General features: G+C 69.0%; 26 protein-coding genes. 17 read left to right on the top strand and 9 right to left on the bottom strand.

Features of this window, described 5'->3' with window-relative positions; genetic code table 11:
- Positions 1 to 4 precede the first annotated feature (4 nt).
- Positions 5 to 1291 (bottom strand): Nramp family divalent metal transporter, encoded by a 1287-nt coding sequence (locus tag AJAP_RS36715; RefSeq protein ID WP_038520122.1) that lies wholly within the window; start codon positions 1289 to 1291, stop codon positions 5 to 7.
- Between the two features lie 120 nt (positions 1292 to 1411).
- Between AJAP_RS36715 and hemB the strand changes: the two genes are divergently transcribed.
- Genes hemB through AJAP_RS36695 form a run of 4 tightly spaced genes read left to right on the top strand, consistent with a single transcriptional unit; the run spans position 1412 to position 3746 of the window.
- The gene (hemB, locus tag AJAP_RS36710) at positions 1412 to 2383 is read left to right on the top strand and encodes a porphobilinogen synthase (RefSeq protein ID WP_073846371.1); all 972 of its coding nucleotides are present in this window, start codon (positions 1412 to 1414) and stop codon (positions 2381 to 2383) included.
- Between the two features lie 10 nt (positions 2384 to 2393).
- Positions 2394 to 2945 carry a hypothetical protein gene (locus tag AJAP_RS36705; protein ID WP_038520117.1) on the top strand — a complete coding sequence of 184 codons (552 nt, stop codon included), beginning with the start codon at positions 2394 to 2396 and terminating at the stop codon, positions 2943 to 2945.
- Entirely contained in the window at positions 2942 to 3394 is a 453-nt protein-coding gene (locus AJAP_RS36700) for a hypothetical protein (RefSeq protein ID WP_037332978.1), read from the top strand. Before AJAP_RS36705 ends, AJAP_RS36700 begins: the two co-directional genes overlap by 4 nt.
- On the top strand, positions 3372 to 3746 hold the full coding sequence (locus AJAP_RS36695; RefSeq protein ID WP_037332976.1) for a hypothetical protein: 375 nt from the start codon (positions 3372 to 3374) through the stop codon (positions 3744 to 3746). Before AJAP_RS36700 ends, AJAP_RS36695 begins: the two co-directional genes overlap by 23 nt.
- On the opposite strand, the gene AJAP_RS36690 is transcribed toward AJAP_RS36695, so the two are convergent.
- Positions 3743 to 4234, bottom strand: coding sequence for a tryptophan-rich sensory protein (locus tag AJAP_RS36690; RefSeq protein ID WP_038520115.1), 492 nt, complete (start codon positions 4232 to 4234; stop codon positions 3743 to 3745). The two genes, AJAP_RS36695 and AJAP_RS36690, sit on opposite strands and share 4 nt — an antisense overlap.
- A 123-nt stretch (positions 4235 to 4357) precedes the next feature.
- Between AJAP_RS36690 and hemL the strand changes: the two genes are divergently transcribed.
- From hemL to AJAP_RS36655, 7 genes are all read left to right on the top strand, one after another.
- On the top strand, positions 4358 to 5662 hold the full coding sequence (gene hemL / locus AJAP_RS36685; protein ID WP_037332971.1) for a glutamate-1-semialdehyde 2,1-aminomutase: 1305 nt from the start codon (positions 4358 to 4360) through the stop codon (positions 5660 to 5662).
- Entirely contained in the window at positions 5659 to 6291 is a 633-nt protein-coding gene (locus AJAP_RS36680; RefSeq protein ID WP_038520113.1) for a histidine phosphatase family protein, read from the top strand. Before hemL ends, AJAP_RS36680 begins: the two co-directional genes overlap by 4 nt.
- Positions 6288 to 6869 (top strand): TlpA family protein disulfide reductase, encoded by a 582-nt coding sequence (locus AJAP_RS36675; RefSeq protein WP_038520111.1) that lies wholly within the window; start codon positions 6288 to 6290, stop codon positions 6867 to 6869. The genes AJAP_RS36680 and AJAP_RS36675 overlap by 4 nt, the downstream gene beginning before the upstream one ends.
- 173 nt (positions 6870 to 7042) lie before the next feature.
- On the top strand, positions 7043 to 7816 hold the full coding sequence (locus AJAP_RS36670) for a cytochrome c biogenesis CcdA family protein (RefSeq protein ID WP_038520108.1): 774 nt from the start codon (positions 7043 to 7045) through the stop codon (positions 7814 to 7816).
- Complete coding sequence (resB, locus tag AJAP_RS36665) at positions 7813 to 9393, top strand: cytochrome c biogenesis protein ResB (protein WP_038520106.1); 1581 nt, start codon at positions 7813 to 7815, stop codon at positions 9391 to 9393. The genes AJAP_RS36670 and resB overlap by 4 nt, the downstream gene beginning before the upstream one ends.
- Positions 9394 to 9398: 5 nt before the next feature.
- Positions 9399 to 10370: a c-type cytochrome biogenesis protein CcsB gene (ccsB, locus tag AJAP_RS36660; protein ID WP_037332963.1), complete on the top strand. Its 972-nt coding sequence runs from the start codon at positions 9399 to 9401 to the stop codon at positions 10368 to 10370.
- A gap of 79 nt (positions 10371 to 10449) precedes the next feature.
- Positions 10450 to 11778, top strand: a complete 1329-nt coding sequence (locus tag AJAP_RS36655) for a MinD/ParA family ATP-binding protein (protein ID WP_038520103.1) — start codon at positions 10450 to 10452, stop codon at positions 11776 to 11778.
- On the opposite strand, the gene AJAP_RS36650 is transcribed toward AJAP_RS36655, so the two are convergent.
- A complete protein-coding gene (locus AJAP_RS36650; protein WP_016330943.1) occupies positions 11775 to 11957 on the bottom strand; it encodes a hypothetical protein in 183 nt (60 codons plus the stop codon). The genes AJAP_RS36655 and AJAP_RS36650 overlap by 4 nt on opposite strands.
- Before the next feature lie 149 nt (positions 11958 to 12106).
- Positions 12107 to 12319 carry a BldC family transcriptional regulator gene (locus AJAP_RS36645; protein WP_005151795.1) on the bottom strand — a complete coding sequence of 71 codons (213 nt, stop codon included), beginning with the start codon at positions 12317 to 12319 and terminating at the stop codon, positions 12107 to 12109.
- A gap of 248 nt (positions 12320 to 12567) precedes the next feature.
- On the opposite strand from AJAP_RS36645, the gene AJAP_RS36640 reads away from it, so the two are divergent.
- Genes AJAP_RS36640 through cds1 form a run of 3 tightly spaced genes read left to right on the top strand, consistent with a single transcriptional unit; the run spans position 12568 to position 14410 of the window.
- Positions 12568 to 13041, top strand: a complete 474-nt coding sequence (locus tag AJAP_RS36640) for an Lrp/AsnC family transcriptional regulator (protein WP_038520100.1) — start codon at positions 12568 to 12570, stop codon at positions 13039 to 13041.
- Between the two features lie 11 nt (positions 13042 to 13052).
- Positions 13053 to 13331 carry a DUF4229 domain-containing protein gene (locus AJAP_RS36635; protein ID WP_038520098.1) on the top strand — a complete coding sequence of 93 codons (279 nt, stop codon included), beginning with the start codon at positions 13053 to 13055 and terminating at the stop codon, positions 13329 to 13331.
- A complete protein-coding gene (gene cds1 / locus AJAP_RS36630; RefSeq protein ID WP_038520096.1) occupies positions 13328 to 14410 on the top strand; it encodes an L-cysteine desulfhydrase Cds1 in 1083 nt (360 codons plus the stop codon). The genes AJAP_RS36635 and cds1 overlap by 4 nt, the downstream gene beginning before the upstream one ends.
- A 369-nt stretch (positions 14411 to 14779) precedes the next feature.
- Here cds1 and AJAP_RS36625 read toward each other — a convergent pair whose 3' ends face one another.
- The 5 genes from AJAP_RS36625 to AJAP_RS36610 all read right to left on the bottom strand — a co-directional run bounded on the left by AJAP_RS36625 (position 14780) and on the right by AJAP_RS36610 (position 18509).
- The gene (locus AJAP_RS36625) at positions 14780 to 15649 is read right to left on the bottom strand and encodes a 1,4-dihydroxy-2-naphthoate polyprenyltransferase (protein WP_038520094.1); all 870 of its coding nucleotides are present in this window, start codon (positions 15647 to 15649) and stop codon (positions 14780 to 14782) included.
- Positions 15650 to 15733: 84 nt separating this feature from the next.
- A complete protein-coding gene (locus AJAP_RS44465) occupies positions 15734 to 15892 on the bottom strand; it encodes a hypothetical protein (protein ID WP_167333169.1) in 159 nt (52 codons plus the stop codon).
- Between the two features lie 62 nt (positions 15893 to 15954).
- On the bottom strand, positions 15955 to 17079 hold the full coding sequence (gene menE / locus AJAP_RS36620; RefSeq protein WP_038520092.1) for an o-succinylbenzoate--CoA ligase: 1125 nt from the start codon (positions 17077 to 17079) through the stop codon (positions 15955 to 15957).
- Between the two features lie 32 nt (positions 17080 to 17111).
- Positions 17112 to 17486: a hypothetical protein gene (locus AJAP_RS42635; RefSeq protein ID WP_051972698.1), complete on the bottom strand. Its 375-nt coding sequence runs from the start codon at positions 17484 to 17486 to the stop codon at positions 17112 to 17114.
- 99 nt (positions 17487 to 17585) lie between these two features.
- Positions 17586 to 18509 (bottom strand): 1,4-dihydroxy-2-naphthoyl-CoA synthase, encoded by a 924-nt coding sequence (locus AJAP_RS36610; RefSeq protein WP_038520089.1) that lies wholly within the window; start codon positions 18507 to 18509, stop codon positions 17586 to 17588.
- A gap of 57 nt (positions 18510 to 18566) precedes the next feature.
- Here AJAP_RS36610 and menD point away from each other — a divergent pair, with 57 nt between their 5' ends.
- The 3 genes from menD (at position 18567) to AJAP_RS36595 (ending at position 22347) form a co-directional block, all read left to right on the top strand.
- Entirely contained in the window at positions 18567 to 20243 is a 1677-nt protein-coding gene (gene menD / locus AJAP_RS36605; RefSeq protein ID WP_038520087.1) for a 2-succinyl-5-enolpyruvyl-6-hydroxy-3-cyclohexene-1-carboxylic-acid synthase, read from the top strand.
- Between the two features lie 108 nt (positions 20244 to 20351).
- A complete protein-coding gene (locus AJAP_RS36600) occupies positions 20352 to 21872 on the top strand; it encodes a M1 family metallopeptidase (RefSeq protein WP_038520086.1) in 1521 nt (506 codons plus the stop codon).
- Between the two features lie 22 nt (positions 21873 to 21894).
- Entirely contained in the window at positions 21895 to 22347 is a 453-nt protein-coding gene (locus AJAP_RS36595) for a DUF3592 domain-containing protein (protein ID WP_038520083.1), read from the top strand.
- The last annotated feature ends 161 nt before the right edge of the window (positions 22348 to 22508 follow it).

Genomic DNA, 22508 nt, shown 5'->3' with positions numbered 1-22508 from the left:
GGCCTCAGCTGAAGAACTTCACGACCTCCGTGTACGCCAGGTAAGCGAACATCGCCAGGCAGATGCCCAAAAGCCCGTTCGAAAGCCACCGCGAACGCCCTTCCCTCGGCACCCGTGACGTGTTCAGCAGCACCAGCAAGGTCGCCGCCAGGAACGGCATGAACAACGCGCCCAGCACGCCGTAGATCACGGTGAGCTGGAACGGCTGGTCCAGGAACAGCAACGCCATCGGCGGGAAGGTCAGCCACAGCACGTATCCGCGGTACGCGACACTGCGTTCGCCTGCCTTCTTCTCATACGCCTCAACGCTTTCCGTCGTGTTCGCGGGCAGCCGCAGAATGCGCCACCAGTCGGCGAACAGCAGGCTCACGCCGTGCCAGACACCGATCACCGACGTGAACGAAACGGCGAAGAAGCCGATGAGGAACGGGATCCGCGCCCACTGCCCGTAGTCCGCGGCGAGGGTGTCGCCGAGGAACAGCAGGCCCTTGTCGCCCGAGATGATCTTCTGGCCCAGCAACAGTTCCGCGCCGACGATCAGCATCGCGATCACGAAGATCCCGGTCATCACGTAGCCGACGGCGTTGTCGGTGCGCATCATCGGCAGCCACTTCGACGAACGCCAGCCCTTCGCGAGCGTCCAGTAGCCATAGGCCGCCATGGTGATCGTGCCGCCGACGCCGCCGACCAGGCCGAGGACGTACACGAGCGAGCCGTCGGGCAGGGTCGGGACGGCGCCCTTGAACAGTTCGGCGAAATTCGGCACGACGAGGATCGCGGTGCCGACCACGGTCACGAACATGACGCCGGTGAGCACCGTCATCAGTTTCTCGATGATCGCGTAGCGCCCGAACCACACCAGCGCGAAGCCGAGCAGGCCGCAGATCATCGCCCAGTACCGCACCGAAATCGCGGGGAAGAGCGCGTTCAGTGGCAGCCCCGACGCGGACATGGCGGTCGCGCCGTAGACGAAGCCCCAGATCACCGCGTAGATCCCGAAGTAGATCAGGGCCCAAATCCCGAGCGTCCGCCAGCCGGAAAGGATCGTCCGGCCCGAGGTCAGATGCCAGCGGCCGACGGCTTCGGCCAGCGCGAGTTTGAAGATCGTGCCGACGAGCACCGCCCACAGCAGCGTGTACCCGAAGCGCGATCCGGCCACCATCGTCGCGACGAGGTCGCCCGCGCCGACCCCGGTCGCCGCGGCCATGATCCCTGGCCCGACCTGGCGCAGCCGTGCGCGCCAGCCGACGGGCGGTTCTTCCAGTTGGTCGGTCACCGTTGAACTCGACATGCCGTGGAAGGTAACCCACGTCACACCGTGGAGGAATCGGACAAAGGTGACTCTTTACCGTTCCTTAGGAAGGTTCGGCCGTTCACCGCCTCTCAAGCGGGCGGGAGTACCGTCGTGAGGGTGTTTCCCGAACATCGTCCCCGCAGGCTCCGTACCACTCCGGCGATGCGCAGGCTGGTCGGTGAGACGACGCTGCGCCCACGTCAGCTGATCCTCCCGATGTTCGTGGCCGAGGGCGCCGACACGCCCCGCCCGATCTCCAGCATGCCCGGGGTCGTCCAGCACACCCGCGACACGCTGCGCAAGGCCGCCGTCGAGGCGGTCAACGCCGGTGTCGGCGGCTTGATGCTGTTCGGCATCCCGAAGACCCGGGACGCGGAGGGCTCCGGCGCCATCGACCCGAACGGCATCCTCAACGTCGCCCTGCGCGACCTGAGGTCCGAGCTCGGCGACGCGACGGTCCTGATGGCGGACACGTGCCTCGACGAGTTCACCGACCACGGTCATTGCGGCGTCCTCGACGCCGACGGCGGTGTCGACAACGACGCGACCCTGCGCGTGTACGCGGAAATGGCACTGGCGCAGGTGGAAGCGGGCGCTCATCTGCTCGGCCCGAGCGGCATGATGGACGGCCAGGTCGGCGTCATCCGCGGTGCGCTGGACCGCGCCGGGCACACCGACGCCGGGATCCTCGCGTACTCGGCCAAGTTCGCCAGCGCGTTCTACGGCCCCTTCCGCGAGGCCGTCGACTCGCAGCTGAAGGGCGACCGGAAGACGTATCAGCAGGATCCGGGCAACGTGCGTGAGGCGCTGCGCGAGATCGAGCTGGACATCGCCGAGGGCGCCGACATGGTCATGGTCAAGCCCGCCCTGTCCTATCTGGACGTCATCAGGGCCGCCGCCGAGGCGTCGCCGGTTCCCGTCGCGGCGTACAACATCTCGGGCGAGTACGCGATGGTCGAGGCCGCCGCGGCGAACGGCTGGCTCGACCGCGAGCGCACGATCCTCGAGGTGCTGACCTCGATCCGCCGCGCGGGCGCGGACATGATCCTGACCTACTGGGCCGCCGAAGCCGCTGCTTGGCTGGACTAGGCTGCCTCGCGTGAGCGACAGCAAAGCCGACGAAACGGACGACGAGCGCCGTAAGCGCGGAATGTCCCCGGATCCGATCCTGCCGGGCCAGAAGCCGCCGAAGATCGTGGTGCCGAAGCCGGTCGCGATCTCGTTTTGGCTGTGGATCCTCGCCGGTGTCGTCCTGGTGGCCGGCCAGATCGCCCTGCTGGTGCTGAAGGACGAACTGACCGAGGGGATCCTCAAGCAGATCAGGGAGAACCCGGTCCCCGGCCAGCCCGCCGACCCGGCGCAGGTCGCGTCCGGCGTGAACACCCTGCTGTGGATGCTGTTCGGCGGTGCGCTCACCTTCGCCGTCCTGTTCGCGTTGTTCGCGTACAAGGCCCGTGAGGGAACGCGGTCGGCCAGGACGGTCCTTACCGTGGGGGCGGTCTTCCTGGTCCTGGTGGAACTGCTGATCCTGCGCGGCTCGCTAAACGTGTTCCTGCTCGTCTCCACGTTGCTGGTGGCGATCGCGCTGGTCCTCATGTACCTGCCCAGCGTTTCCGATCATTTCCCGAAGGTCGGGCGCACGCTGCCATGACCGCCGAGCCGCCCCGCTACGACGAACCCGGCGTCGGCTGGACGGCTTTGCTGTGGGCGCCACTGTTCGCCCTCGCCGGGCTGCTCGCCGAACTGGCGACCGGCGGCCCGGTCCATTGGCTCGCCTGGATCCTGGTCGCGGTGGGGCTGGTGGCGATCACCGTTCCCTGGGTCTACGCGCGCCGCCGGTATCTCTCGCTCGAAGTCACGGCGGACGGCTACCGGCAGGGCAAGGAAACGCTGGAGGCGGCCAGGATCGCCGAGGTCCTGGAAGACGAGGCTCCGGTCGGCTCGCGCGTCCTCGGCGGCGGCTGGACGATCCCCAAGAAGTTCGGCGAAGTCGGGTTGAAGCTCGAAGACGGCGTGTTCGTGCGCGCTTGGGCGAAGGATCCGGACGCCCTTCGCGAGGCTCTCGGGGATTTGGTGCGTGCTCGCACCACAGAGTCATGAGAAACTGCTCACCGTGATCGACCTTCCCCAGCCGACCGGCGCCGATCTGTGGCCACCGGAGGACTCCCGGCCCGCGGCCCGGCTGCACAAACCCCTGCGCGCCGTGGTGGGGGCCGTCGAGCTGATCCTCGCCGCGCTCGCGGTGTGGGGCGCCTTCGCGTGCTGGAAGGCCGGTGTCGTCCCGGTCGTGATCACCTACGGCGAGACGACGACGCTGGAATCGCAGCGGTATTTCGGCGGCCCGCTCGCCGGCGCCATCGGGTTGGGCGTCCTGGCCGCGATCCTCGTGGTGGACGCGATCCGCCAGTTCCTGCTCGCCGTGCGCGCCAAGGGCCGCAAGCCCAAGGACTAGTTGAGCCAGACGACCGCGGCGTTGACCGCGGTCGAGTACAGCAGCCACAGCAGATACGGCACCAGCAGCCAGGCGGCGAGCTTCGAGCGCCGCCCGAACTCCATCATCGTGACGGGCACCATGAAGTCCAGGACGACGACGTCGGCCAGTGCCAGGGCGTGCGCTCCGCCGGCGAAGAACAACGGCGTCCACAGCAGGGTCAGCAGCAGGCAGACGCCGTAGAAGGCGAAGCCGCGCGTCTCGCCGTCGGTCCGCCAGTAGCACCAGCCCGCGATGGCGACCACGAGGAGCAGGGCCGTCCACGTCGGACCGTAGAGCCAGCCCGGCGGCGCCCACGACGGACGGATCAGCGCGTTGTGCGCTTCGGAGCGGGTGGCCACGGCGAGCGCGGCCACGACGCCGACGATCGCCGACATGGCGATGAATCCGGCCAAGGCCTGCCAGCGCAGGCGACGGTGGTGGGTCGGTGGTGACGGCACCGTGGACACGTGGATTCCTCCGCGAGGGTTTCGACGCCGACTGCTTCCCACCCTAGTGGGCCTGGACACGCGATGCCCGTACCAGACACGACCTGTCGGCGGGTGTCATCGGGGATTTGCGAGACTGGGGAAGTGACTACCGGAGTCGATCAGTCCAAGGCATGGTTCGAACGAGCGAAGGCCGCGATCCCGGGCGGGGTGAACTCCCCGGTGCGGGCCTTCAACTCCGTCGGCGGCACCCCGCGGTTCATGGTGCGCGGTGAGGGACCGTATCTCTGGGACGCGGACGGCGCCCGCTATGTCGATCTCGTCTCCTCGTGGGGGCCGATGATCCTCGGGCACGCGCATCCGGACGTCGTCGCCGCCGCGCGCGAAGCCGCTGTCGACGGGCTGTCGTTCGGCACCCCGACGCGCGGCGAGGTCGAGCTCGCCGAGGAGATCATCGCCAGGGTCGAGCCCGTGGAGCGGGTGCGCCTGGTCAACTCCGGCACCGAGGCGACGATGAGCGCGATCCGGCTGGCCAGGGGATTCACCGGCAGGCCGAAGATCATCAAGTTCGCGGGCTGCTACCACGGTCACGTCGACGCGTTGCTCGCCGAAGCGGGCTCCGGTGTCGCGACCCTCGGCCTCCCGACCTCGCCCGGTGTCACCGGCGCGCAGGCGGCCGACACGATCGTCTTGCCCTACAACGATCTCGACGCGGTCCGGAAGTCCTTTGTGGACAACCCGGACTCGATCGCCGCGATCATCACCGAAGCCGCCGCGGGCAACATGGGCGCCGTCGCGCCGATCGACGGCTTCAACGCCGGGCTCAAGGAGATCGCGCACGAGCACGGCGCGCTGCTGATCATGGATGAGGTGATGACCGGGTTCCGCGTTTCGAAGGCGGGCTGGTTCGGTCTCGACGGTGTCGCCGGCGATCTGTACACCTTCGGCAAGGTGATGTCCGGCGGATTGCCCGCCGCGGCCTTCGGCGGCCGCGCCGACGTGATGGCGAAGCTGGCCCCGGGCGGGCCGGTGTACCAGGCGGGGACGCTGTCCGGGAACCCGGTCGCGGTCGCGACCGGGCTTGCGACGCTGCGTGCGGCCGACGACGCCGTGTACGCGGCCCTCGACGCCAACGCGAAGCGGCTCGGCGACCTGTTCGACCGGTCGCTGACCGAGGCGGGTGTCACGCACACCGTGCAGTACGCGGGCAACCTCGTCAGCGTGTTCTTCAGCGAGAACCCGGTGACGAACTACCCGGGCGCGCAGGCTTCGGAGACCTGGCGGTTCCCGGCGTTCTTCCACGCGCTGCTCGACAACGGCGTGTACGCGCCGCCGAGCGCGTACGAGGCTTGGTTCGTCAACGCGGCCATGGGCGACGCCGAGTTCGAGATCATCGAGTCCGCGCTTCGCGTGGCCGCCCGCGCAGCCGCCGAGGCGGTCCAGGCGTGAGCGCGACGACGATCGTGCACCTGCTTCGCCACGGCGAGGTGTACAACCCGGACAAGATCCTCTACGGCCGCCTGCCCGGCTTCAAGCTTTCCGACCGCGGACAGCGCCAGGCGCTGACGGTCGCCGAAGCCGTCGCGACGCACGACATCACGCACGTCGTCGCTTCGCCGCTTCAGCGCGCGCAGGAGACCGCCGCGCCGATCGCGGCCGCGCACCGGCTCGACGTGGAGACCGACGAGCGGCTCATCGAGGCGGACAACCAGTTCGAGGGCGAGCGGGTCGCCGTCGGCGATGGCGCGCTTCGCGAGCCGAAGCACTGGCCGAAGCTGGTCAACCCGTTCCGGCCGTCGTGGGGCGAGCCGTACGTCGAGATCGCGCACCGCATGCTGGGCGCGATCCACCGCGCGCGGCGGGCGGCCGAGGGCCACGAGGCGCTGTGCGTCTCGCATCAGCTGCCGATCTGGACCGTGCGGCGGTTCCTGGAGGCGAAGCGGCTCTGGCACGACCCGCGCAACCGGCAGTGTTCGCTCGCTTCGCTGACCAGCCTGGTCTTCGAGGGCGAGGAACTCGTGCGGATCGTCTACAGCGAGCCCGCCGGCACGACCGACCCGAAGGTGACCGGGGCATGAAGCGTGCGCTGGCGGCCCTGGCGGTGCTGATGCTCGTCGTCACCGGCTGCACCACCGGCAAGGACGCCGTCGTCACCGGCGGCTCGTTCAACTTCGTTTCGCCGGGCGGGAAGGTCGACATCACCTACGACGTCGCGGACCGCCAGCCGTCACCGACGCTGTCCGGCGACGACCTGATGAACGAGGGCAAGCAGCTTTCGATCGCGGACTTCCCCGGCAAGGTCATCGTGCTGAACCTGTGGGGCCAGTGGTGCGGGCCGTGCCGGGTCGAGGCGCCGGAGATGCAGAAGGTCTACGACCAGACCAAGGCGTCCGGCGTTCAGGTGGTCGGCATCGACCTGCGGGACAACGACCGGGCGCCCGCGCAGGACTTCATGCGGGACCGGAAACTGACGTACCCGTCGATCTACGACCCGTCGGGGCGGACCCTGCTGCAGCTCTCGGGTTATCCGCGCAACATCATCCCGTCGACGATCGTGCTGGACAAACAGCACCGCGTCGCGGCCGTCTTCCTGCGGGAACTGCTGGCGTCGGACCTGCTGCCCGTCGTCCAGCGCCTGGCCGCCGAACCCGCCTGACCCCCTCCCGCGTTTCGTCCTCCGAATGCGTTCCTTGCGCGTGCAACGACCGCATTCAGAGGACGAAACGCGCGTGAAGGGGGCGGGACCAAGGTCCTGACCGGGTGCGACGTAGGTCCCGTTGGGCCAGCCCCGGCGTTTTCACGCCGACCACACTCCCTACGCTCCTTTGCGTGAACTCCGTTACCGAGCTGGCCCTCTCCGGGCCGCTGCTGCTCGCGGCGGGTGTCGCGCTGCTGGCCGGGACGATCTCCTTCGCGTCGCCTTGCGTCGTGCCGCTGGTGCCCGGGTATCTCGCGTACCTGGCGGCGCTGGTCGGCGCGGACGCCCCCGCGGTCAGCGCCGACGAGGAGCGCAAGAAGGGCCGTTACGCCGTCGTCGGCGCGGCGGCGCTGTTCGTGCTCGGGTTCACCGTCGTCTTCGTGGTGACGCTGGGGACGCTGGTGTGGATCGCCGACGTCGTCCAGCTCAACATGGACCTCATCCAGCGCCTCGGCGGCGTGCTGACGATCGCGATGGCGCTGGTCTTCCTCGGCTGGATCCCGGGGCTGCAGCGCGAGTTCCGCTCGCACCACGTGCCGCGCGGCGGACTGTGGGGCGCGCCGGTGCTCGGCGCGGTGTTCGGGCTCGGCTGGACGCCGTGCATCGGGCCGACGCTGTCCGCGGTCATGTCCATGGCCAGCGCCACCGGCGGCGCGGCGGCGCGCGGCTACGTGCTGATCCTGGTCTACTGCCTCGGCCTCGGCCTGCCGTTCCTCCTCATCGCGTTCGGCGCCCGCTGGGCCGTCCGCGCCACCGATTGGCTTCGCCGCCACGGCCGTCAGGTGCAGGTCTTCGGCGGCGTCCTGCTGCTGGTCGTCGGCGTCCTGCTGGTGACCGGGCTGTGGGGCGACATGACCGGCTGGATCAGGAACACCCTCGTGACCGACATCAGGCTGCCCTTGTGACCACCACCGAATACCGTCAGACCCCGCTCAAGCGCGTCCTCGGTTTCCTGCGCAACACCTGGCGCGGTCTGACGTCGATGCGAACCGCGCTGGTGCTGCTGTTCCTGCTCGCGCTCGCCGCGATGCCCGGCGCCCTGCTGCCGCAACGGAACCTCAACGTCGCCAAGACCGACGAGTACATCGCCGCGCACGGCTGGTGGGGCGAACTGCTCGACCGCACCCAGTTCTTCGAGGTCTACGGCAGCGTCTGGTTCTCGGCGATCTACATCCTGCTGATGGTCTCGCTCATCGGCTGCCTCGCGCCGCGCAGCTTCGAGTACGCGAAGGCGATGCGCGCGAAGCCGGTGCTCACGCCGCGCAAGCTCTCGCGGATGCCGCATCACGTGTCCACCACGACCGACCGGACCCCCGAGACGGTCATGACGGACACGCACACGCTGCTCAAAGGCTGGCGCCGCGTCGAGCGCGAAGAGGCCGACGGAAGCCGAAGCATCTCCGCGGAACGCGGGTACCTCCGCGAGACCGGCAACCTCGTCTTCCACTTCGGCATGCTCGGCCTGATCATCTTCTTCGCGCTGGGCAAGATGTTCGGCTACGAAGGCCAGGTCATCGTCCAGGCCGACGGCAGCCCGTGGTGCAACTCCGGCATCCTCGGCTACGACACCTTCAACGCCGGGCTGCGCGTCGACGGCACCGATCTCAACGCGTTCTGCATCCGCCTGAAGGACTTCGAGGCGCGCTACACCGAGAACGGGCAGGCGAACTACTACCACTCCAACATGGAGTACCAGTCCGGCGAGGATCTGAAGACCGGCGCGTGGAAGCCGTACGGGCTCGAGGTCAACTCGCCGCTGCGCACCGCGGGCGACCGCGTCTACCTGCTGAACTTCGGCTACTCCCCGAAGTTCACGGTGACCTTCCCCGACGGCACCGTGCGCACCAACATCACGCCGTGGCGTCCCGCCGACGAGCCGACGAAGCTCTCCGAAGGCGCGACGAAGATCGACCAGCCGGGCATCGCCGACCCGATCGAACGCCGCACCCGGCAGCTCGCGATCACCGGCCTGCTCGCCCCGACCGCGTTCCTGCACGGCAACGTGCTGACGTCGTCGCGGCCCGAGGCGAACAAGCCGGCGGTGGCCGTCGACATCTACCGCGGCGACCTCGGCCTCGACGCAGGCCGCGGGCAGTCGATCTTCCAGATCGACCAGTCGCTCGTCGCGGACGGCAGGCTCAAGAAGCTCACCCGGCAGAACCTGGACCAGGGCCAGGAGACCGTGCTGGACGACGGCACGAAGGTCCGCTTCGACGGTGTCCAGGAGTGGGTCGCCATCCAGGTCTCCCACGACCCCGTGCAGGGCTGGGTGCTGGTCTGCGCGGTCGCGATGCTGATCGGGCTGGCGGGATCGTTGCTGGTCAAACGGCGCCGGGTGTGGGTGCGGGTGACCCCGGCGCGTGAAGGTGAGACGGGTACCGTGATCGAGGTCGCCGGGCTGGCGCGCACCGATCAGGCGGGCTACGGCGAAGAGTTCCAGCGGATCAGCGACAAGCTGGTCCAGGGGCAGAGAGGCAACTAGAGGTCATGCCGATCAACGAGACGCTGTCCCAGTACAGCGACTACTCCTACACCACCGCGGCGGCGATCTACGTCCTCGCGCTGATGTTCGCCCTCGTCGAGCAGGGCTTCGGCGCGAAGGGCAGGCTCGCGGCGGAACGCAGCAAGCAGAAGGCCCGCGAGCTGGTCGGTGCCGGCGGTCCGCCTCCTGCTTACGGAACGCCCGTCGAGACGCCGCGCGAGGTCGGCCGCCCCGAGCGCATCGGCCGCATGGGCGCCGCGCTGCTGGTGCTGGCCGCGCTGCTGCACCTGGCCGCGATCGTGCTGCGCGGGTTCGCCGTGCACCGCGCGCCGTGGGGCAACCTCTACGAATACGGCATGGCCACGACCTTCATCGCCGTCGTGACCTGGCTCGTCATCATGCGGAAGTTCCCGGTCCGCCACCTCACCGGCTTCCTGCTGCTGCCGGTCGTGATCCTGATGTTCGTCAACGGCACGATGCTGTACACGACGGCCGCGCCGGTGCAGCCCGCGCTCCAGTCGTACTGGCTGGTCATCCACGTCTCCGCGGCGATCATCGGCTCCGGGGTCTTCCTGGTGCCCGGTGTCGCGAGCGTCCTTTACCTTTTCCGCGCCGCGCACGACGACAACCCGGCGAAGTTCGCCAAGTTCGCCCCGAAGCTGCCCTCGGCGGACGTGCTCGACCGCATCGCCTACCGCACCACCATCTTCGCCTTCCCGATCTTCACCTTCGGCGTGCTGTGCGGCGCGGTGTGGGCCGAGGCGGCGTGGGGCCGGTTCTGGGGCTGGGACCCCAAGGAGACCGTCGCGTTCGTGGCGTGGGTCGTCTACGCGGCGTACCTCCACTCCCGGGCCACCGCGGGCTGGCGCGGGAAGCGGGCCGCGATCATCAACATCGTCGGTTTCTCCGCGACGATCTTCAACATGTTCTTCGTGAACCTGGTGACGTCGGGCCTGCACTCCTACGCCGGGGGCTGACCGTCGCCGCTGCGCGCGACCCGGCTACCGTCAATACTGAGGTAATGGGGGAAGACGTGCGCGGAGGAGGAATTCAGCGGTGACCGGACCCAGCGAAGAATCGGCTCCTGGCCACCCCGAACCGACCGAGAGCGCCCAGCCCTCGGAGTTGTTCTCCGAGGACAGGACGGACTCGGCGCCGCATCCGGCCGCGAGTGGTTTCGAGGCCGAGCCGACCCAGGTCGTCCAGCCTCAATACCCGCAGCAGGGTCAGTATCCGCAGCAGCAGCCCGCTCCTCCGCTGCCGCAGCCGTCGCAAGGGCAGCAGTACCAGCAGCCCTACGACCAGAACCTGCCTCCGCTGCAGCCTCAGCCGCCGCAGGCGCCACCGCAGCAGGCCGCCCAGTACCCGCCGCAGCAGCAGTACGCGCCGCCGCCACAGCAACAACAGGCGGTGCCCGGCCTCCCGCAGCCGCAGGGCAGGCACGCGCTCCCGGACGAACTCGCCACCGCGAGCCTGGTGAAGCCGCAGAAGCGCAAGCCGCAGTCGGGCTGGCGCAAGGCGCTTTACGTCGGCACCGGCAAGCTCGTCAACCCGGGGGAGAGCCCCAAGGACACGCGCAAACGCGAACTGATCGCGCAGATCAACCAGCCGCTGCGCGGGTGCTACAAGATCGCGATGCTGAGCTTGAAGGGCGGCGTCGGCAAGACCACCACGACGACCACGCTGGGCTCGACGTTCGCGTCGCTGCGGGGTGACCGGGTGGTCGCCGTCGACGCGAACCCGGACCGCGGGACGCTGTCGCAGAAGATCCCGATCGAGACCACCGCGACCGTGCGGCACCTGCTGCGGGACGCGGACAAGATCACCAGGTACAGCGACGTCCGTTCGTACACCTCGCAGGGCGGGAGCAGGCTGGAGATCCTCGCCAGCGAGCAGGATCCGGCGGTCTCGGAAGCGTTCTCCGAGGACGACTACCGGCGCACGGTCAACCTGCTGGAGCACTTCTACAACATCGTGCTCACCGACTGCGGGACCGGTCTGATGCACTCGGCGATGAAGGGCGTCCTGGACGTCGCGGACGCGCTGGTGGTGGTCTCGTCAGGCTCCGTCGACGGGGCGCGCAGTGCGTCGGCCACTCTCGACTGGCTGGAGGCGCACGGCTACGGCGACCTGGTCAAACGGTCCGTCGCGGTGATCAACTCGGTGCGGCCGAAGGGCGGCTCGGTCGATCTCGACAAGCTCTCCGCGCACTTCGGCGCGCGTGTCCGTTCGGTATGCCGCATCCCGTTCGACCCGCACCTGGAAGAGGGCGCCGAGATCGAACTGGACCGGCTCGACGAGGACACGCGTCTGGCGCTGCTGGAACTGGCGGCCACCGTCGCGGACGGCTTCGGCGGCCAGCAGTACCAGCCCATTCAGCCCTAGTCTTTGTCCTCGTCTTTACCTTTGCGCTGCTGCTCACCGAGCTTGCGCAGGAAGTCGGGGTCGTCGTCCGGGGCCAAGGTCGGTCGCGACGAGGGCACCCCGACACGCTCGATCCCGAACGCGCGCCACAACACCACGGCGACGGTGAGCGCTCCGATGGCCGCGAGCAGATAGATCATGCTCGGTCCCTTTCCGCGTGGAGGACGTTGCTCAGTCCCACGAGGCTAGCCTCTTTGCCGCGCGCGGGGGGACTCATGGATACCCCAATGTGACGAAGGGCGGTTACGAGCCCTTCGTCACTGGAGTCCTTTTTAGGGGAAATTCCTGGTCAGACCTTGCGAGCGGGCTCGCTGGCGTCGGTGGTCAGCTCGGCGAGGAGCTCGTTCACCTCGGCCTCGCGGAACCGGCGGTGCCCGCCGGGAGTGCGGATCGAGCCGATCCGGCCCGCGGTCGCCCAGCGGGTCACGGTCTTGGGGTCGACCCGGAACAGGGCCGCCACTTCACCGGGGGTGAGCAACCTTCCGCCCATGGTCGCGGTCATTTTCCGCCTCCTTCACGGTTTCGGTGCTAAACCGGAGGCGGGTCCGATGCCCGTCGTGCCGGGTAGCCAACACGGCAATCGTTGCATCTCACCCGTCAGGTACTCGAACGGTTGTCCATAGGTAAAGAGCCCTTAAAGGTCAAAACCGACAACCGCGACATGCGTGCGCGGGCACCCCGGTCTTGTCACGGATGTATGAAAACGCGCCCTGATCTCGCGAATCGGGCCGTGGCACCTAAGGTGTAGCGGTGGACCAGGTGGATCGGAAGATCATCGCGGCATTGCGGGAGAACGGGCGGGCTACCTACGCCGACCTCGGCCGGTCTGTCGGGCTCTCGGCTTCATCAGTGCACGAGCGCGTCGGCAAGCTCGAGGCCGCCGGCGTGATCACCGGTTACCACGCCATGGTCGACCCCAACACGGTCGGGCTCGGGGTGACGGCGCTGGTCGGCATCCATCCCACCGACACCGCGACCGAAGATGACGTCGCGGCGGCGCTCGGGGCTCTCGACGAGGTCGAAAGCTGCTACGCCGTCGCGGGTGACGAGGCCTTCGTCGTCAAGGTGCGGGTGGCGACCGTCGACGATCTGGAGAAGACCCTCGGCAGGCTGCGGCGGATCCCCGGCGTCGGCCGGACGAACACCACCGTCGTGCTCTCCACCCGCTTCGAAGGGCGGCCCAACAACGCGGGCCTGGACGAGGGCCGCAACGGCAACGCGTAGCCTGCGTTGATGTGAGCGATAATCACCTGCCCCGTGACCTGACGCTGTACGTGCTGGCCAGGTTCGTCCTGGTCGGGGTCATCGCGGGGGGCTTGCTGCTGGTCAACGTCCCGCTGCTGGTCGCGTTGCTGATCGGCCTGGTCGTGGGGCTGCCGCTGGGTCTGCTGCTGTTCCGCCCGCTGAACGCGCGCGTGACCGCCGGACTCGCCCGCCGCAACGAAAAGCGCGCTCGCGCCCGTGCCGAACTGCGCTCTCAGCTGCGCGGCGACCGGGTGGACGGCGCAGCGTGAGCCGTCTGCACAGCCGGAGCTGGGTCCGCGAAGCCGTCCGCATCATCGAGGCCGACGCGAACCGCAGCGCCGACACGCACCTGCACGTCTTCCCGCTGCCCGCCGAATGGGGCATCGATCTTTACCTGAAGGACGAGTCCGTCCACCCGACCGGCTCGCTCAAGCACCGGCTCGCGCGTTCGCTGTTCCTGTACGGCCTGGTGAACGGCCAGATCGGGCAGGACACCGTACTCGTCGAGGCGTCCAGCGGCTCGACGGCGGTCTCGGAGGCGTACTTCGCGCGGATGCTGGGGCTGCGGTTCATCACCGTGGTGCCGCGCAGCACGTCGCCGGAGAAGATCGCGCTCATCGAGTTCTACGGCGGCGAATGCCACTTCGTCGACCGCGCGCCGGACATGTACCCGGAGGCCGAGCGGCTCGCCTCGGAGTGCAACGGGCACTACCTCGACCAGTTCACCTACGCCGAGCGCGCGACGGACTGGCGCGGGAACAACAACATCGCCGAATCCGTGTACGCGCAGATGCAGTCCGAGCGGCACCCCGTGCCGACGTGGATCGTCGTCGGCGCCGGGACCGGCGGCACGAGCGCCACCTTCGGCCGCTACGTGCGCTACAAGCGGCACACCACGAAGATCGCCGTCGTCGACCCGGAGAACTCGTCGTTCTTCGGCGCTTGGCAGACCGGGGCGCTCGACTACAGCACCGGCATGCCGTCGCGGATCGAGGGCATCGGGCGGCCGCGTGTCGAGCCGTCGTTCGTGCCCGGCGTGATCGACGAGATGCTCCAGGTGCCGGACGCCGCTTCGCTGGCGGCCATCCGCGTGCTGCGTGAGCGGACCGGGCACTGGGCGGGCGGCTCGACCGGGACGAACCTGTTCGGCGCGTTCACGCTGATCTCGCGGATGGTGTCGGAGGGGCAGGCGGGCAGTGTCGTCACGCTGCTGTGCGACGGCGGTGAGCGGTACGCGAACACGTACTACGACGACGCTTGGCTGGCGCAGAAGGACATCGACATCGCGCCTTATCTGGAGAAGTACCGGGAGTTCCTGGTGAGCGGGAAGCTCGCTCCGGAAGCCTGAGGGGCTCGGTCGGGGGCGGCTTGTCGGGGCGTTGCGAAAGCCACTTTCGCAACCTTCAACGTTGCGAAAGTGGCTTTCGCAACGCCGGGTGGGCGGTCTACCTCAAGTGGCGCCGGATCACCAAAGGGAGCAAGGGACCTTTGCTACCACGTGGGCTACATGTGGTGACCGCGCCGTTCCCAGACCACAACAGATAGTGCCCCGAAGCGAAAAACTCAAGGTATGAACGGCCCGTTCATCCCCAGTGACCGAACGCGGCGCGGAGAAACCGTGACCGGACCCTTTCGCGCCCACTGTGTGGATTTCGGGTCATCCAACGACCCGAAATCCACACAGTCGCGCATCAAAGGTCCGGTGACGCCTCAGGGGTCACAGCGCCAGCGCGACCGCGGTCAGCACCGCCCACCCCAGCATCGCGAATCCGGTGTCCCGCAACGCCGGGATCAGCGCTCGCCCCTGCGCGCCGCCGCCGACGGCCTTGACCGACTTCAGCAGCAACGGCGCGGTCAGCAGGCCGAGCAGCGCCCACGGCGTCACGAAGGCGAGCAGCACGCTCACGACGTACGGGACGGCGACCAGCACCAGGTAAAGCCGCCGCGTGCCGCCATCGCCGAGCCGGGTGGCGAGGGTGCGCTTGCCGGACTCGATGTCGGTCGGGATGTCGCGGAGGTTGTTGGCGGTCAGCACACCGGTCGAGAACGAGCCGACGGCCACCGCGCAGCCGAGCGCGGTCCAGCTCAACTGTCCGGCTTGGACGTACACGGTGCCCAGCACGCCGGCCAGCCCGAAGAAGACGAAGACCGCGATCTCGCCGAAACCGTAGTAGCCGTAAGGCTTCTTGCCGCCGGTGTAGAACCAGGCGCCCAGGATGCAGACCGCGCCCATCGCCAGCAGCCACCACAATCCGCTGATCGCGACGAGCACGAGCCCCAGCACTCCGGCGAGCCCGAGTGCGACGAGAGCGGCCGCGAGGACGGCCTTCGGCTTCGCGACCCCCGAGCCGACCAGCCGGAGCGGGCCGACGCGGTTCTCGTCGGTGCCGCGGATGCCGTCGGAGTAGTCGTTGGCGTAGTTGACGCCGACGATCAGGGAAAGGGAAACGAGCAACGCGAGAATCGAGCGGGGCCAGGAGAAGCCGTCGAGCGCGATCGCCGCGCCGACTCCGGCGACCACCGGCGCCACCGCGTTGGGCAGCGTCCGCGGGCGCGCCCCTTCGATCCATTCACCAGCAGTCGCCATGCCGCCATTCTGGCCCTGGCCACTACCGGCCGGTATGCGGGGCTCGTCACCTGCCCGGCCATCGCGAGCAGGTGACGAACCGCCCTACTTCAGGTCGTTGATCGTGTCTTCCAGGGTCCAGGTGAGGGTGCCGCTGTTCGGAACGGCGGTCTCCGGTTCGTCCGCCAGCGCGGGCCCGGCCAAAGCGACCAGTCCCATCGTGACGGCGGTGCAGGCCAATACTGTGCGTGTCCAGCGCGTCATATGTAGACGTAAACCCGCGGGTAATGATCGTGTCAACAACGTCCCGGTAATCGGTGGGGAATTCACGACCTTCGTAGGAGATTCCTGACGGCCGCCCTGTCGACCTTCCCCGGGCCCCGCAGAGGGAGTTCTTCGGCGAATTCGACCCGCTTCGGAGCGGCCGCCGCACCGGCTTCTTCACGGCACGCGGCACGCAGCGTTTCGACGTCGCAACCAGCGCCGACGACGAGCGCGACGACGGCCTCGCCCCACTCCGGGTCGGGTACTCCGACCACGCACGCGTCCCGGATTCCGGGCTGTGCGGTCAGGATCCGCTCGACGGCCGCGGCGGCCACCTTCACCCCACCGGTGTTGATCATGTCGTCGATCCGCCCGAGGATCTCCAACCGCCCGCCGGTCGTCCACCGGCCGCGGTCGGAGGTACGGAACAGGCCGCCCTCGAAGGCCTCCGCGGTCAGGTCGGGTCGCAGCCGGTAGCCGTGCGCGAGGACGTCACCCGTGATACAGACCCGCTCGTCCTCGAGTTCGACGTGTACTCCGTCCAGCGGTACGCCGTCGTAGACGCAGCCGCTCGCGGTCTCGCTCATGCCGTACGCGGGCACGATCTTCACGCCCGCTTCGGCCGCGCGCTCGCGGAGCTCGGCGGTGGTCGCCGCGGCGCCGACGATGATCGCGTCGAAAGCACGGGCGGCCGCGAGACCCGGGCCGCCCGCGTCGAGCAACCGCCCGAGCTGAGTCGGCACGAGCGCGGTGTAGCGCGGGCCGTCCAGTGACAGCAGCGGCGCGGCGGCTTCGGCGAAGTCGTCCGGCCGGAAACCGGCGGCGTGCAGGACGGCCGGGGTCGTCCCGGCGAGTAGCGAGCGGACCAGCACCTGCAGGCCGCCGACGTACTGCGCCGGGGTCGCGAGCAACCAGTGTCCCGGCCCGCCGAGCCTCTTGTGGGTGGCGTGAGCCGACGCGGTCAGCGCCGACGCCGACAGCAGCACACCCTTGGGTTCGCCGGTCGACCCGGAGGTGGCGATGACCACCGCTGTCCCCGGCTCGGCCGGGCGGGCCGGTTCCATCGCGTCCCGCAGGGCCTCGGACGAGTAGGGGAGGACGGGCGAGCCGCCGTCGAACGCCCCGGCGAGTGCCGCGGTCAGCTCGACGATCGACTCCGGACTCCCGTCCACCCCTACCGCACGCATCCCACGACCCTAACGCCGACGGGACGCCCGGCTCAGCACTGCTTCGTGGCGCCGCCGTCGCTGAGGTAGTAGTCCGAGAACCAGCCCTGTTTCTGCGTGCCCGCGATCCGGCCCCAGGTCCAGGTCCGCTTGCCTTCGATGGATTCGCCCGTCGTCCAGCAGTGGTAGTAGATCAGCGTGCCCTTGTCGACCCAGGCGTACGCGGAGCAGCTGGTGTGCGGGCCGGTGCGGTAACGCATCCGCGTCTTCGTCCGGCCCTCGCCGCTGTCCTTGTTCGTGTGACCGTGGTTGCAGCTCAGGGTCTGGATCGGGTCGGCCTGGGCGGGCGCCGCCCCGCCGACGCCGACCAGCCCGGCCGCGACGATGGCCGGCAGCGTCAGCGCCGCTCTCCGTAGAGACTTCTTCATGGTCGTTCCCCCTCGAATGAGTCGGGTTTCTCTTTCGAGGAGGAACGTAAGCGCCGCCGAATGCCCTGCTCCAGGCCTTTTCGCCTGGTCGAAAAGGGGTCAGTAGTAGTACGGGAACGCCGACCAGTCGGGGGAGCGCTTCTCCAGGAAGGAGTCGCGCCCTTCGACGGCCTCGTCCTGCATGTACGCGAGCCGCGTCGTTTCGCCGGCGAAGAGCTGCTGGCCGACCAGGCCGTCGTCGGTGAGGTTGAACGCGTACTTGAGCATCCGCTGCGCCGTCGGCGACTTGCCGTTGATCGCCCACGCCCAGTCCAGCGCCTCGGCCTCGAGTTCCGCGTGCGGGACGGCGGAGTTGACCGCGCCCATCGCCTGCATCTGTTCGGCCGTGTACTCGCGCCCGAGGAAGAAGATCTCCCGCGCGAACTTCTGCCCGACCTGCTTGGCCAGGTACGCCGAGCCGTAGCCGCCGTCGAAGGAGCCGACGTCGGCGTCGGTCTGCTTGAACCGCGCGTGCTCGGCCGAGGCCAGCGTGAGGTCGCACACCACGTGCAGCGAATGCCCGCCGCCCGCCGCCCAGCCCGGGACCACGGCGATGACCACCTTCGGCATGAACCTGATCAGCCGTTGGACCTCGAGAATGTGCAGCCGGCCGGCCCTGGCCGGATCGATCGTGTCGGAGGTCTCCCCGTCCGCGTACTGATACCCGGAGCGTCCGCGAATACGCTGGTCACCGCCGGAGCAGAACGCCCAGCCGCCGTCCTTCGGCGACGGGCCGTTGCCGGTGAGCAGGACGCAGCCGACGTCCGAGCTCATCCGCGCGTGGTCGAGCGCGCGGTACAGCTCGTCGACGGTGTGCGGGCGGAAGGCGTTGCGGACCTCGGGACGGTCGAACGCGACACGTACGACACGTTTGCCTGAGCGGCTCTCAGAGGAGCGGTGATAGGTGATGTCGGTGAAGTCGAAACCTTCGACCTCGGTCCACAAGGCGGGGTCGAACAGCTCGGAAACCTGGGCGTCATCCACGTTTGGGAGAATAGGACGTGTGGCCGTGAGTCGTAGTGTGAAACCCGAGGTCTGCCGGTGAATCCTTCCACCGCGCAGGCCAGGGTCATCGTCGACGAACTCGTCCGCAACACCGTGTCCCACGTCGTCCTGTGCCCGGGCTCACGCAACGCCCCGCTGTCGATCGCGCTGTACGACGCGGCGGCCGCCGGACGCCTCCAGTTGCACGTCCGCATCGACGAACGCGGCGCCGCCTTCCTCGCCCTCGGCATCGCCGCGCGCACCGGCCGCCCGGTCGCCGTGCTGTGCACGTCGGGCACCGCGGCCGCGAACTTCCACCCCGCCGTGCTGGAGGCCGATCGCGCGGGGGTCCCGTTGATCGTGCTGACCGCCGACCGGCCGCCCGAGATGCGGGCCGCCGGCGCGAGCCAGGTCATCGACCAGCACCAGCTCTACGGCAACGCCATCCGCTACTTCGACGAGCTCGCCGTCGCCGAACGCCGTGCCGGGCAGAACTCGTACTGGCGCGGCCAGATCTGCCGCGCCTGGAACGCCGCGTACGGCGAATGGCGCTGCGGTCCCGTGCATCTGAACATCCCGTTCCGCGAGCCGCTCGTGCCGGACATCGACGACGACGGCGAGTGGTACGAGTCACTCGAAGGTCGTCCCGACGGCGCTCGCTGGACCGAGCTTCCCGACTTCGGCGCGCTTCCCTCGTTCGTGGTGCCCTCGGCCCGGTCCGGTCTGGTCATCGCGTGCGACACCGGCGTGCAGGCCGCCAGCGAATGGGCCGAACTGCACGGCTGGCCGGTCGTCTCCGAGACCGGCGGCATCGGGATGGCGGGCGCGACGGCGATCTCGTCCGGCGCGTGGCTGCTCGGTGTCGAGGAGTTCATCTCGCGGCACAAACCCGAACAGGTCCTGTGCATCGGGCGTCCGACGGTGTTCCGGCAGGTCCAGCGGGTGCTGTCCGATCCCGACGTCGAGGTGCTGCTGGTCCGGCCGGATTCGGACTGGCCCGCGCCCGCGCACAACGTCCGCCAGGTCGGCCAGTGGTTCGACGAGCCGTCCAAACCGGCCGACCCGGAATGGCTCGCGAGCTGGCAGCGCGCGGACCGGGCGGCGTCGGCCGCGGTGGCCGAGGCGCTCGCCGCGGAGCCGTGGCCGAGCGGGCTGCGCCTGGCGACCGAACTCGTTGACGCGGTCCCGGAAGGGTCGCTGCTGGTCGTCGGCTCGTCCAACCCGACGCGTGACGTCGCGCTCGCCGGACGGCTGCGGCCCGACGTCCTCGTGCACCGCAACCGCGGTGTCGCCGGGATCGACGGCATGGTCTCGACCGCGATCGGCGCCGCGACCGTCCACAGGGGACATTCGTACGCCCTGCTCGGCGATCTGACGTTCCTGCACGACGCGAGCGGCCTGCTGACCGGGCCCGCCGAGCAGCGTCCCGACCTGACGATCGTGGTGCTCAACGACGACGGCGGCGGCATCTTCTCCCTGCTGGAGCAGGGAGCGCCGGAGCACGACGCCAGCTTCGAGCGCGTCTTCGGGACGCCGCACGGGGCCGATCTGGGCGCGCTGTGCGCCGGTTACCGCGTGCCGCATGTCGTCGCCGAGACGCTGGCCGAGTTCCGCGAGGCGCTCAAGCCCGCGCCGGGGCTGCGGGTGGTGGAGGTCCGGGTGGACCGAACGCGCCACCGCGAGCTGCACGCGCGCCTCCGTACGGCGGTTTCCTCCGCGGTGCGGGCTGTCTAGCCGATTTTGATCTCAGTCCAGGGGTTAGGAACCCCTCCTTTGGACGTGTCTGGAGCATGATCGGCTGGCTACGTTCGAGCGCGCTGACAAATCCTGGGAGGATTCGCAATGCGCTTGAAGACTCGCGCCGGCTTCGCCGGATTGACCGCGGGCGTCGTCTCGGTGCTGCTCGCCGGCAGCGCGGCCGCCGCACCCGCGCCCGGCTCGATCGGCATCGGCGACCCGTACTACCCGCACGCCGGCAACGGCGGCTACGACGTCGGTCACTACGACCTGCGGCTGACCTATCAGCCCGCGACCGACCTGCTGTCCGGGGCCACGACGATCCTGCTCACCGCGACGCAGGACCTCTCGGCGTTCAACCTGGACTTCGGTCTGAAGGTGTCGAGCGTCCGCGTGAACAACCGGCCCGCGAAGTTCGCGACGTCGACCGACGGCACCGGTGAGCTGACCGTCACCCCGTCGGCGCCGCTGAAGAAGGGCCAGACGGCGACCGTCGTCGTGGCCTACGCGGACACGCCTTCGAAGGTGAAGATCGACGGCTTCACCGCCTGGAAGAAGACCCCGGACGGCGCGCTCGCCGTCGACGAGCCGCAGAGCGCGGCCTGGTGGTTCCCGTCCAACGACCACCCGACCGACCTGGCCACCTACGACATCTCGGTCGAGGTCCCGAACGACGTCGCGGCGCTGTCGAACGGCACGCTCGTGCGCAAGACGGTGCAGCGGCCCGGGTGGACGCGCTGGAACTGGCGCAGCACCAAACCGCAGGCGACGTACCTCACGTCGCTGGAGGTCGGCAAGGTCGAGGTGAACCAGCAGACCACTCCGGACGGTCAGCCGTTCATCACCGCGTACGGCGCCGACCTCGGCGAATCGCTCGGCGCGGCCAAGGCCAGCGTCGAGCGGACGCCGGAGATCACCGAGTTCCTCGCCTCGAAGTTCGGGCCCTACCCGTTCGAGGCGCAGGGCGGTGTCGTCACCACCGGCATCACCTTCGCGCTGGAGAACCAGACGCGGCCGGTCTACGGCGCCCGGGCGTTCCGGTCCGGCTCCAACACCTCGGTCGTCGCGCACGAGCAGGCGCACCAGTGGTTCGGTGACAGCGTCACGCTCGGCAAGTGGAGCGACATCTGGCTGAACGAGGGCTTCGCGTCCTACGGCGAGTTCCTGTGGTCGGAGGAGACCGGCGAGGGCACGGCGGACGAACTCGCGCAGTACATCTACGACTCGGTGCCGGCCGAGGACCCGTTCTGGCAGGTCCTGCCCGCCGACCCGGGTGCGGAGAACCAGTTCGACGCGGCCGTCTACGACCGCGGCGCGCTCGCCGTGCACGCGTTGCGCAAGGCCGTGGGCGACGACACGTTCTTCCGGATCCTGCAGACCTGGCAGCAGGTGAAGAAGGCCAAGCCGGCGGTGATCCCGGAGTTCATCGCGCTCGCGGAGAAGATCTCGGGCAAGCCGCTGTACGACCTGTTCCAGACGTGGCTGTACACCAAGGGCAAGCCCGCGGTGGGCCCGAACGGTGTTCCTGCCGCGGCTCAGCGGGCCGCTGTGGCCCCGGTCGCACCGAAGTCCTACCCGCAGATCAAGGCGACGCACGAATTCCTCGCCGAGCGACACGCCCACTGACGGGTAGCGATACGCTCGCGGCGTGACGGCCAAAACGGAGCGGGTGAGGCGCATCGGGTGGTATGCCGCCCTCGTTGTCGCCTCACTCGTCACCGTGCTCGGTGTCTCGCTGCTGTTCGCCGCCATCCGCAACGACAACGCGATCGAGGCGGAACTCGGGCAGGCCACGGCCCAGGTCGAGTCGGTGACGTTCGACCGCACGATCATCAACTACGCCACCCCCGACGGCATCATGCACAGCCCGGCCAACGGCGTGCTCTACCCGTCGGGACTGGCCGCCGGTCAGCTGGTGAACATCGAGTACGACGTCGGCGACCCGGAACTCGCGCGGGTGGCCGGCCGCTCGGCGGCGAACACGCTGCTGCCGCTGGGCAGCATGATCTTCTTCACCTGGCTGATCGCCGGTCCGCTGCTGTGGTGGATCCGGCGGCAGCGGCTGGCCTACCGGCGCTCGCTCGCCGAGTCCGCCGCCTGATCACGCGAGTCCCGCCCCCAATCACGCGAGTTCCGTCCCCAATCACGTGAGTCCCGCGCCCAATCACGTGTGTCGTCCGTCTGATCACATGTGTCGTCCGATGCGGCACGTGGGCTCGGCGTGCGGAAACGGCGAACTCGCGTGATCAGACGGACGACACG

The sequence above is a fragment of the Amycolatopsis japonica genome (genome assembly GCF_000732925.1).
Classification (GTDB): Bacteria; Actinomycetota; Actinomycetes; order Mycobacteriales; family Pseudonocardiaceae; genus Amycolatopsis; species Amycolatopsis japonica.
Note: the sequence above shows the minus strand (reverse complement) of the source record. Positions and strands in the feature narration are given on the sequence as shown.

Excerpts from the sequence above, each read along its gene's own strand:
- AJAP_RS36715 (WP_038520122.1), bottom strand. The coding sequence starts at position 1,291 with ATGTCGAGTTCAACGGTGACCGACCAACTGGAAGAACCGCCCGTCGGC.
- AJAP_RS36700 (WP_037332978.1), top strand. The coding sequence starts at position 2,942 with ATGACCGCCGAGCCGCCCCGCTACGACGAACCCGGCGTCGGCTGGACG.
- AJAP_RS36675 (WP_038520111.1), top strand. The coding sequence starts at position 6,288 with ATGAAGCGTGCGCTGGCGGCCCTGGCGGTGCTGATGCTCGTCGTCACC.
- ccsB (WP_037332963.1), top strand. The coding sequence starts at position 9,399 with ATGCCGATCAACGAGACGCTGTCCCAGTACAGCGACTACTCCTACACC.
- AJAP_RS36650 (WP_016330943.1), bottom strand. The coding sequence starts at position 11,957 with ATGATCTATCTGCTCGCGGCCATCGGAGCGCTCACCGTCGCCGTGGTG.
- AJAP_RS36645 (WP_005151795.1), bottom strand. The coding sequence starts at position 12,319 with ATGACCGCGACCATGGGCGGAAGGTTGCTCACCCCCGGTGAAGTGGCG.
- AJAP_RS36625 (WP_038520094.1), bottom strand. The coding sequence starts at position 15,649 with ATGGCGACTGCTGGTGAATGGATCGAAGGGGCGCGCCCGCGGACGCTG.
- AJAP_RS44465 (WP_167333169.1), bottom strand. The coding sequence starts at position 15,892 with ATGACGCGCTGGACACGCACAGTATTGGCCTGCACCGCCGTCACGATG.
- menE (WP_038520092.1), bottom strand. The coding sequence starts at position 17,079 with ATGCGTGCGGTAGGGGTGGACGGGAGTCCGGAGTCGATCGTCGAGCTG.
- AJAP_RS42635 (WP_051972698.1), bottom strand. The coding sequence starts at position 17,486 with ATGAAGAAGTCTCTACGGAGAGCGGCGCTGACGCTGCCGGCCATCGTC.
- AJAP_RS36600 (WP_038520086.1), top strand. The coding sequence starts at position 20,352 with ATGCGCTTGAAGACTCGCGCCGGCTTCGCCGGATTGACCGCGGGCGTC.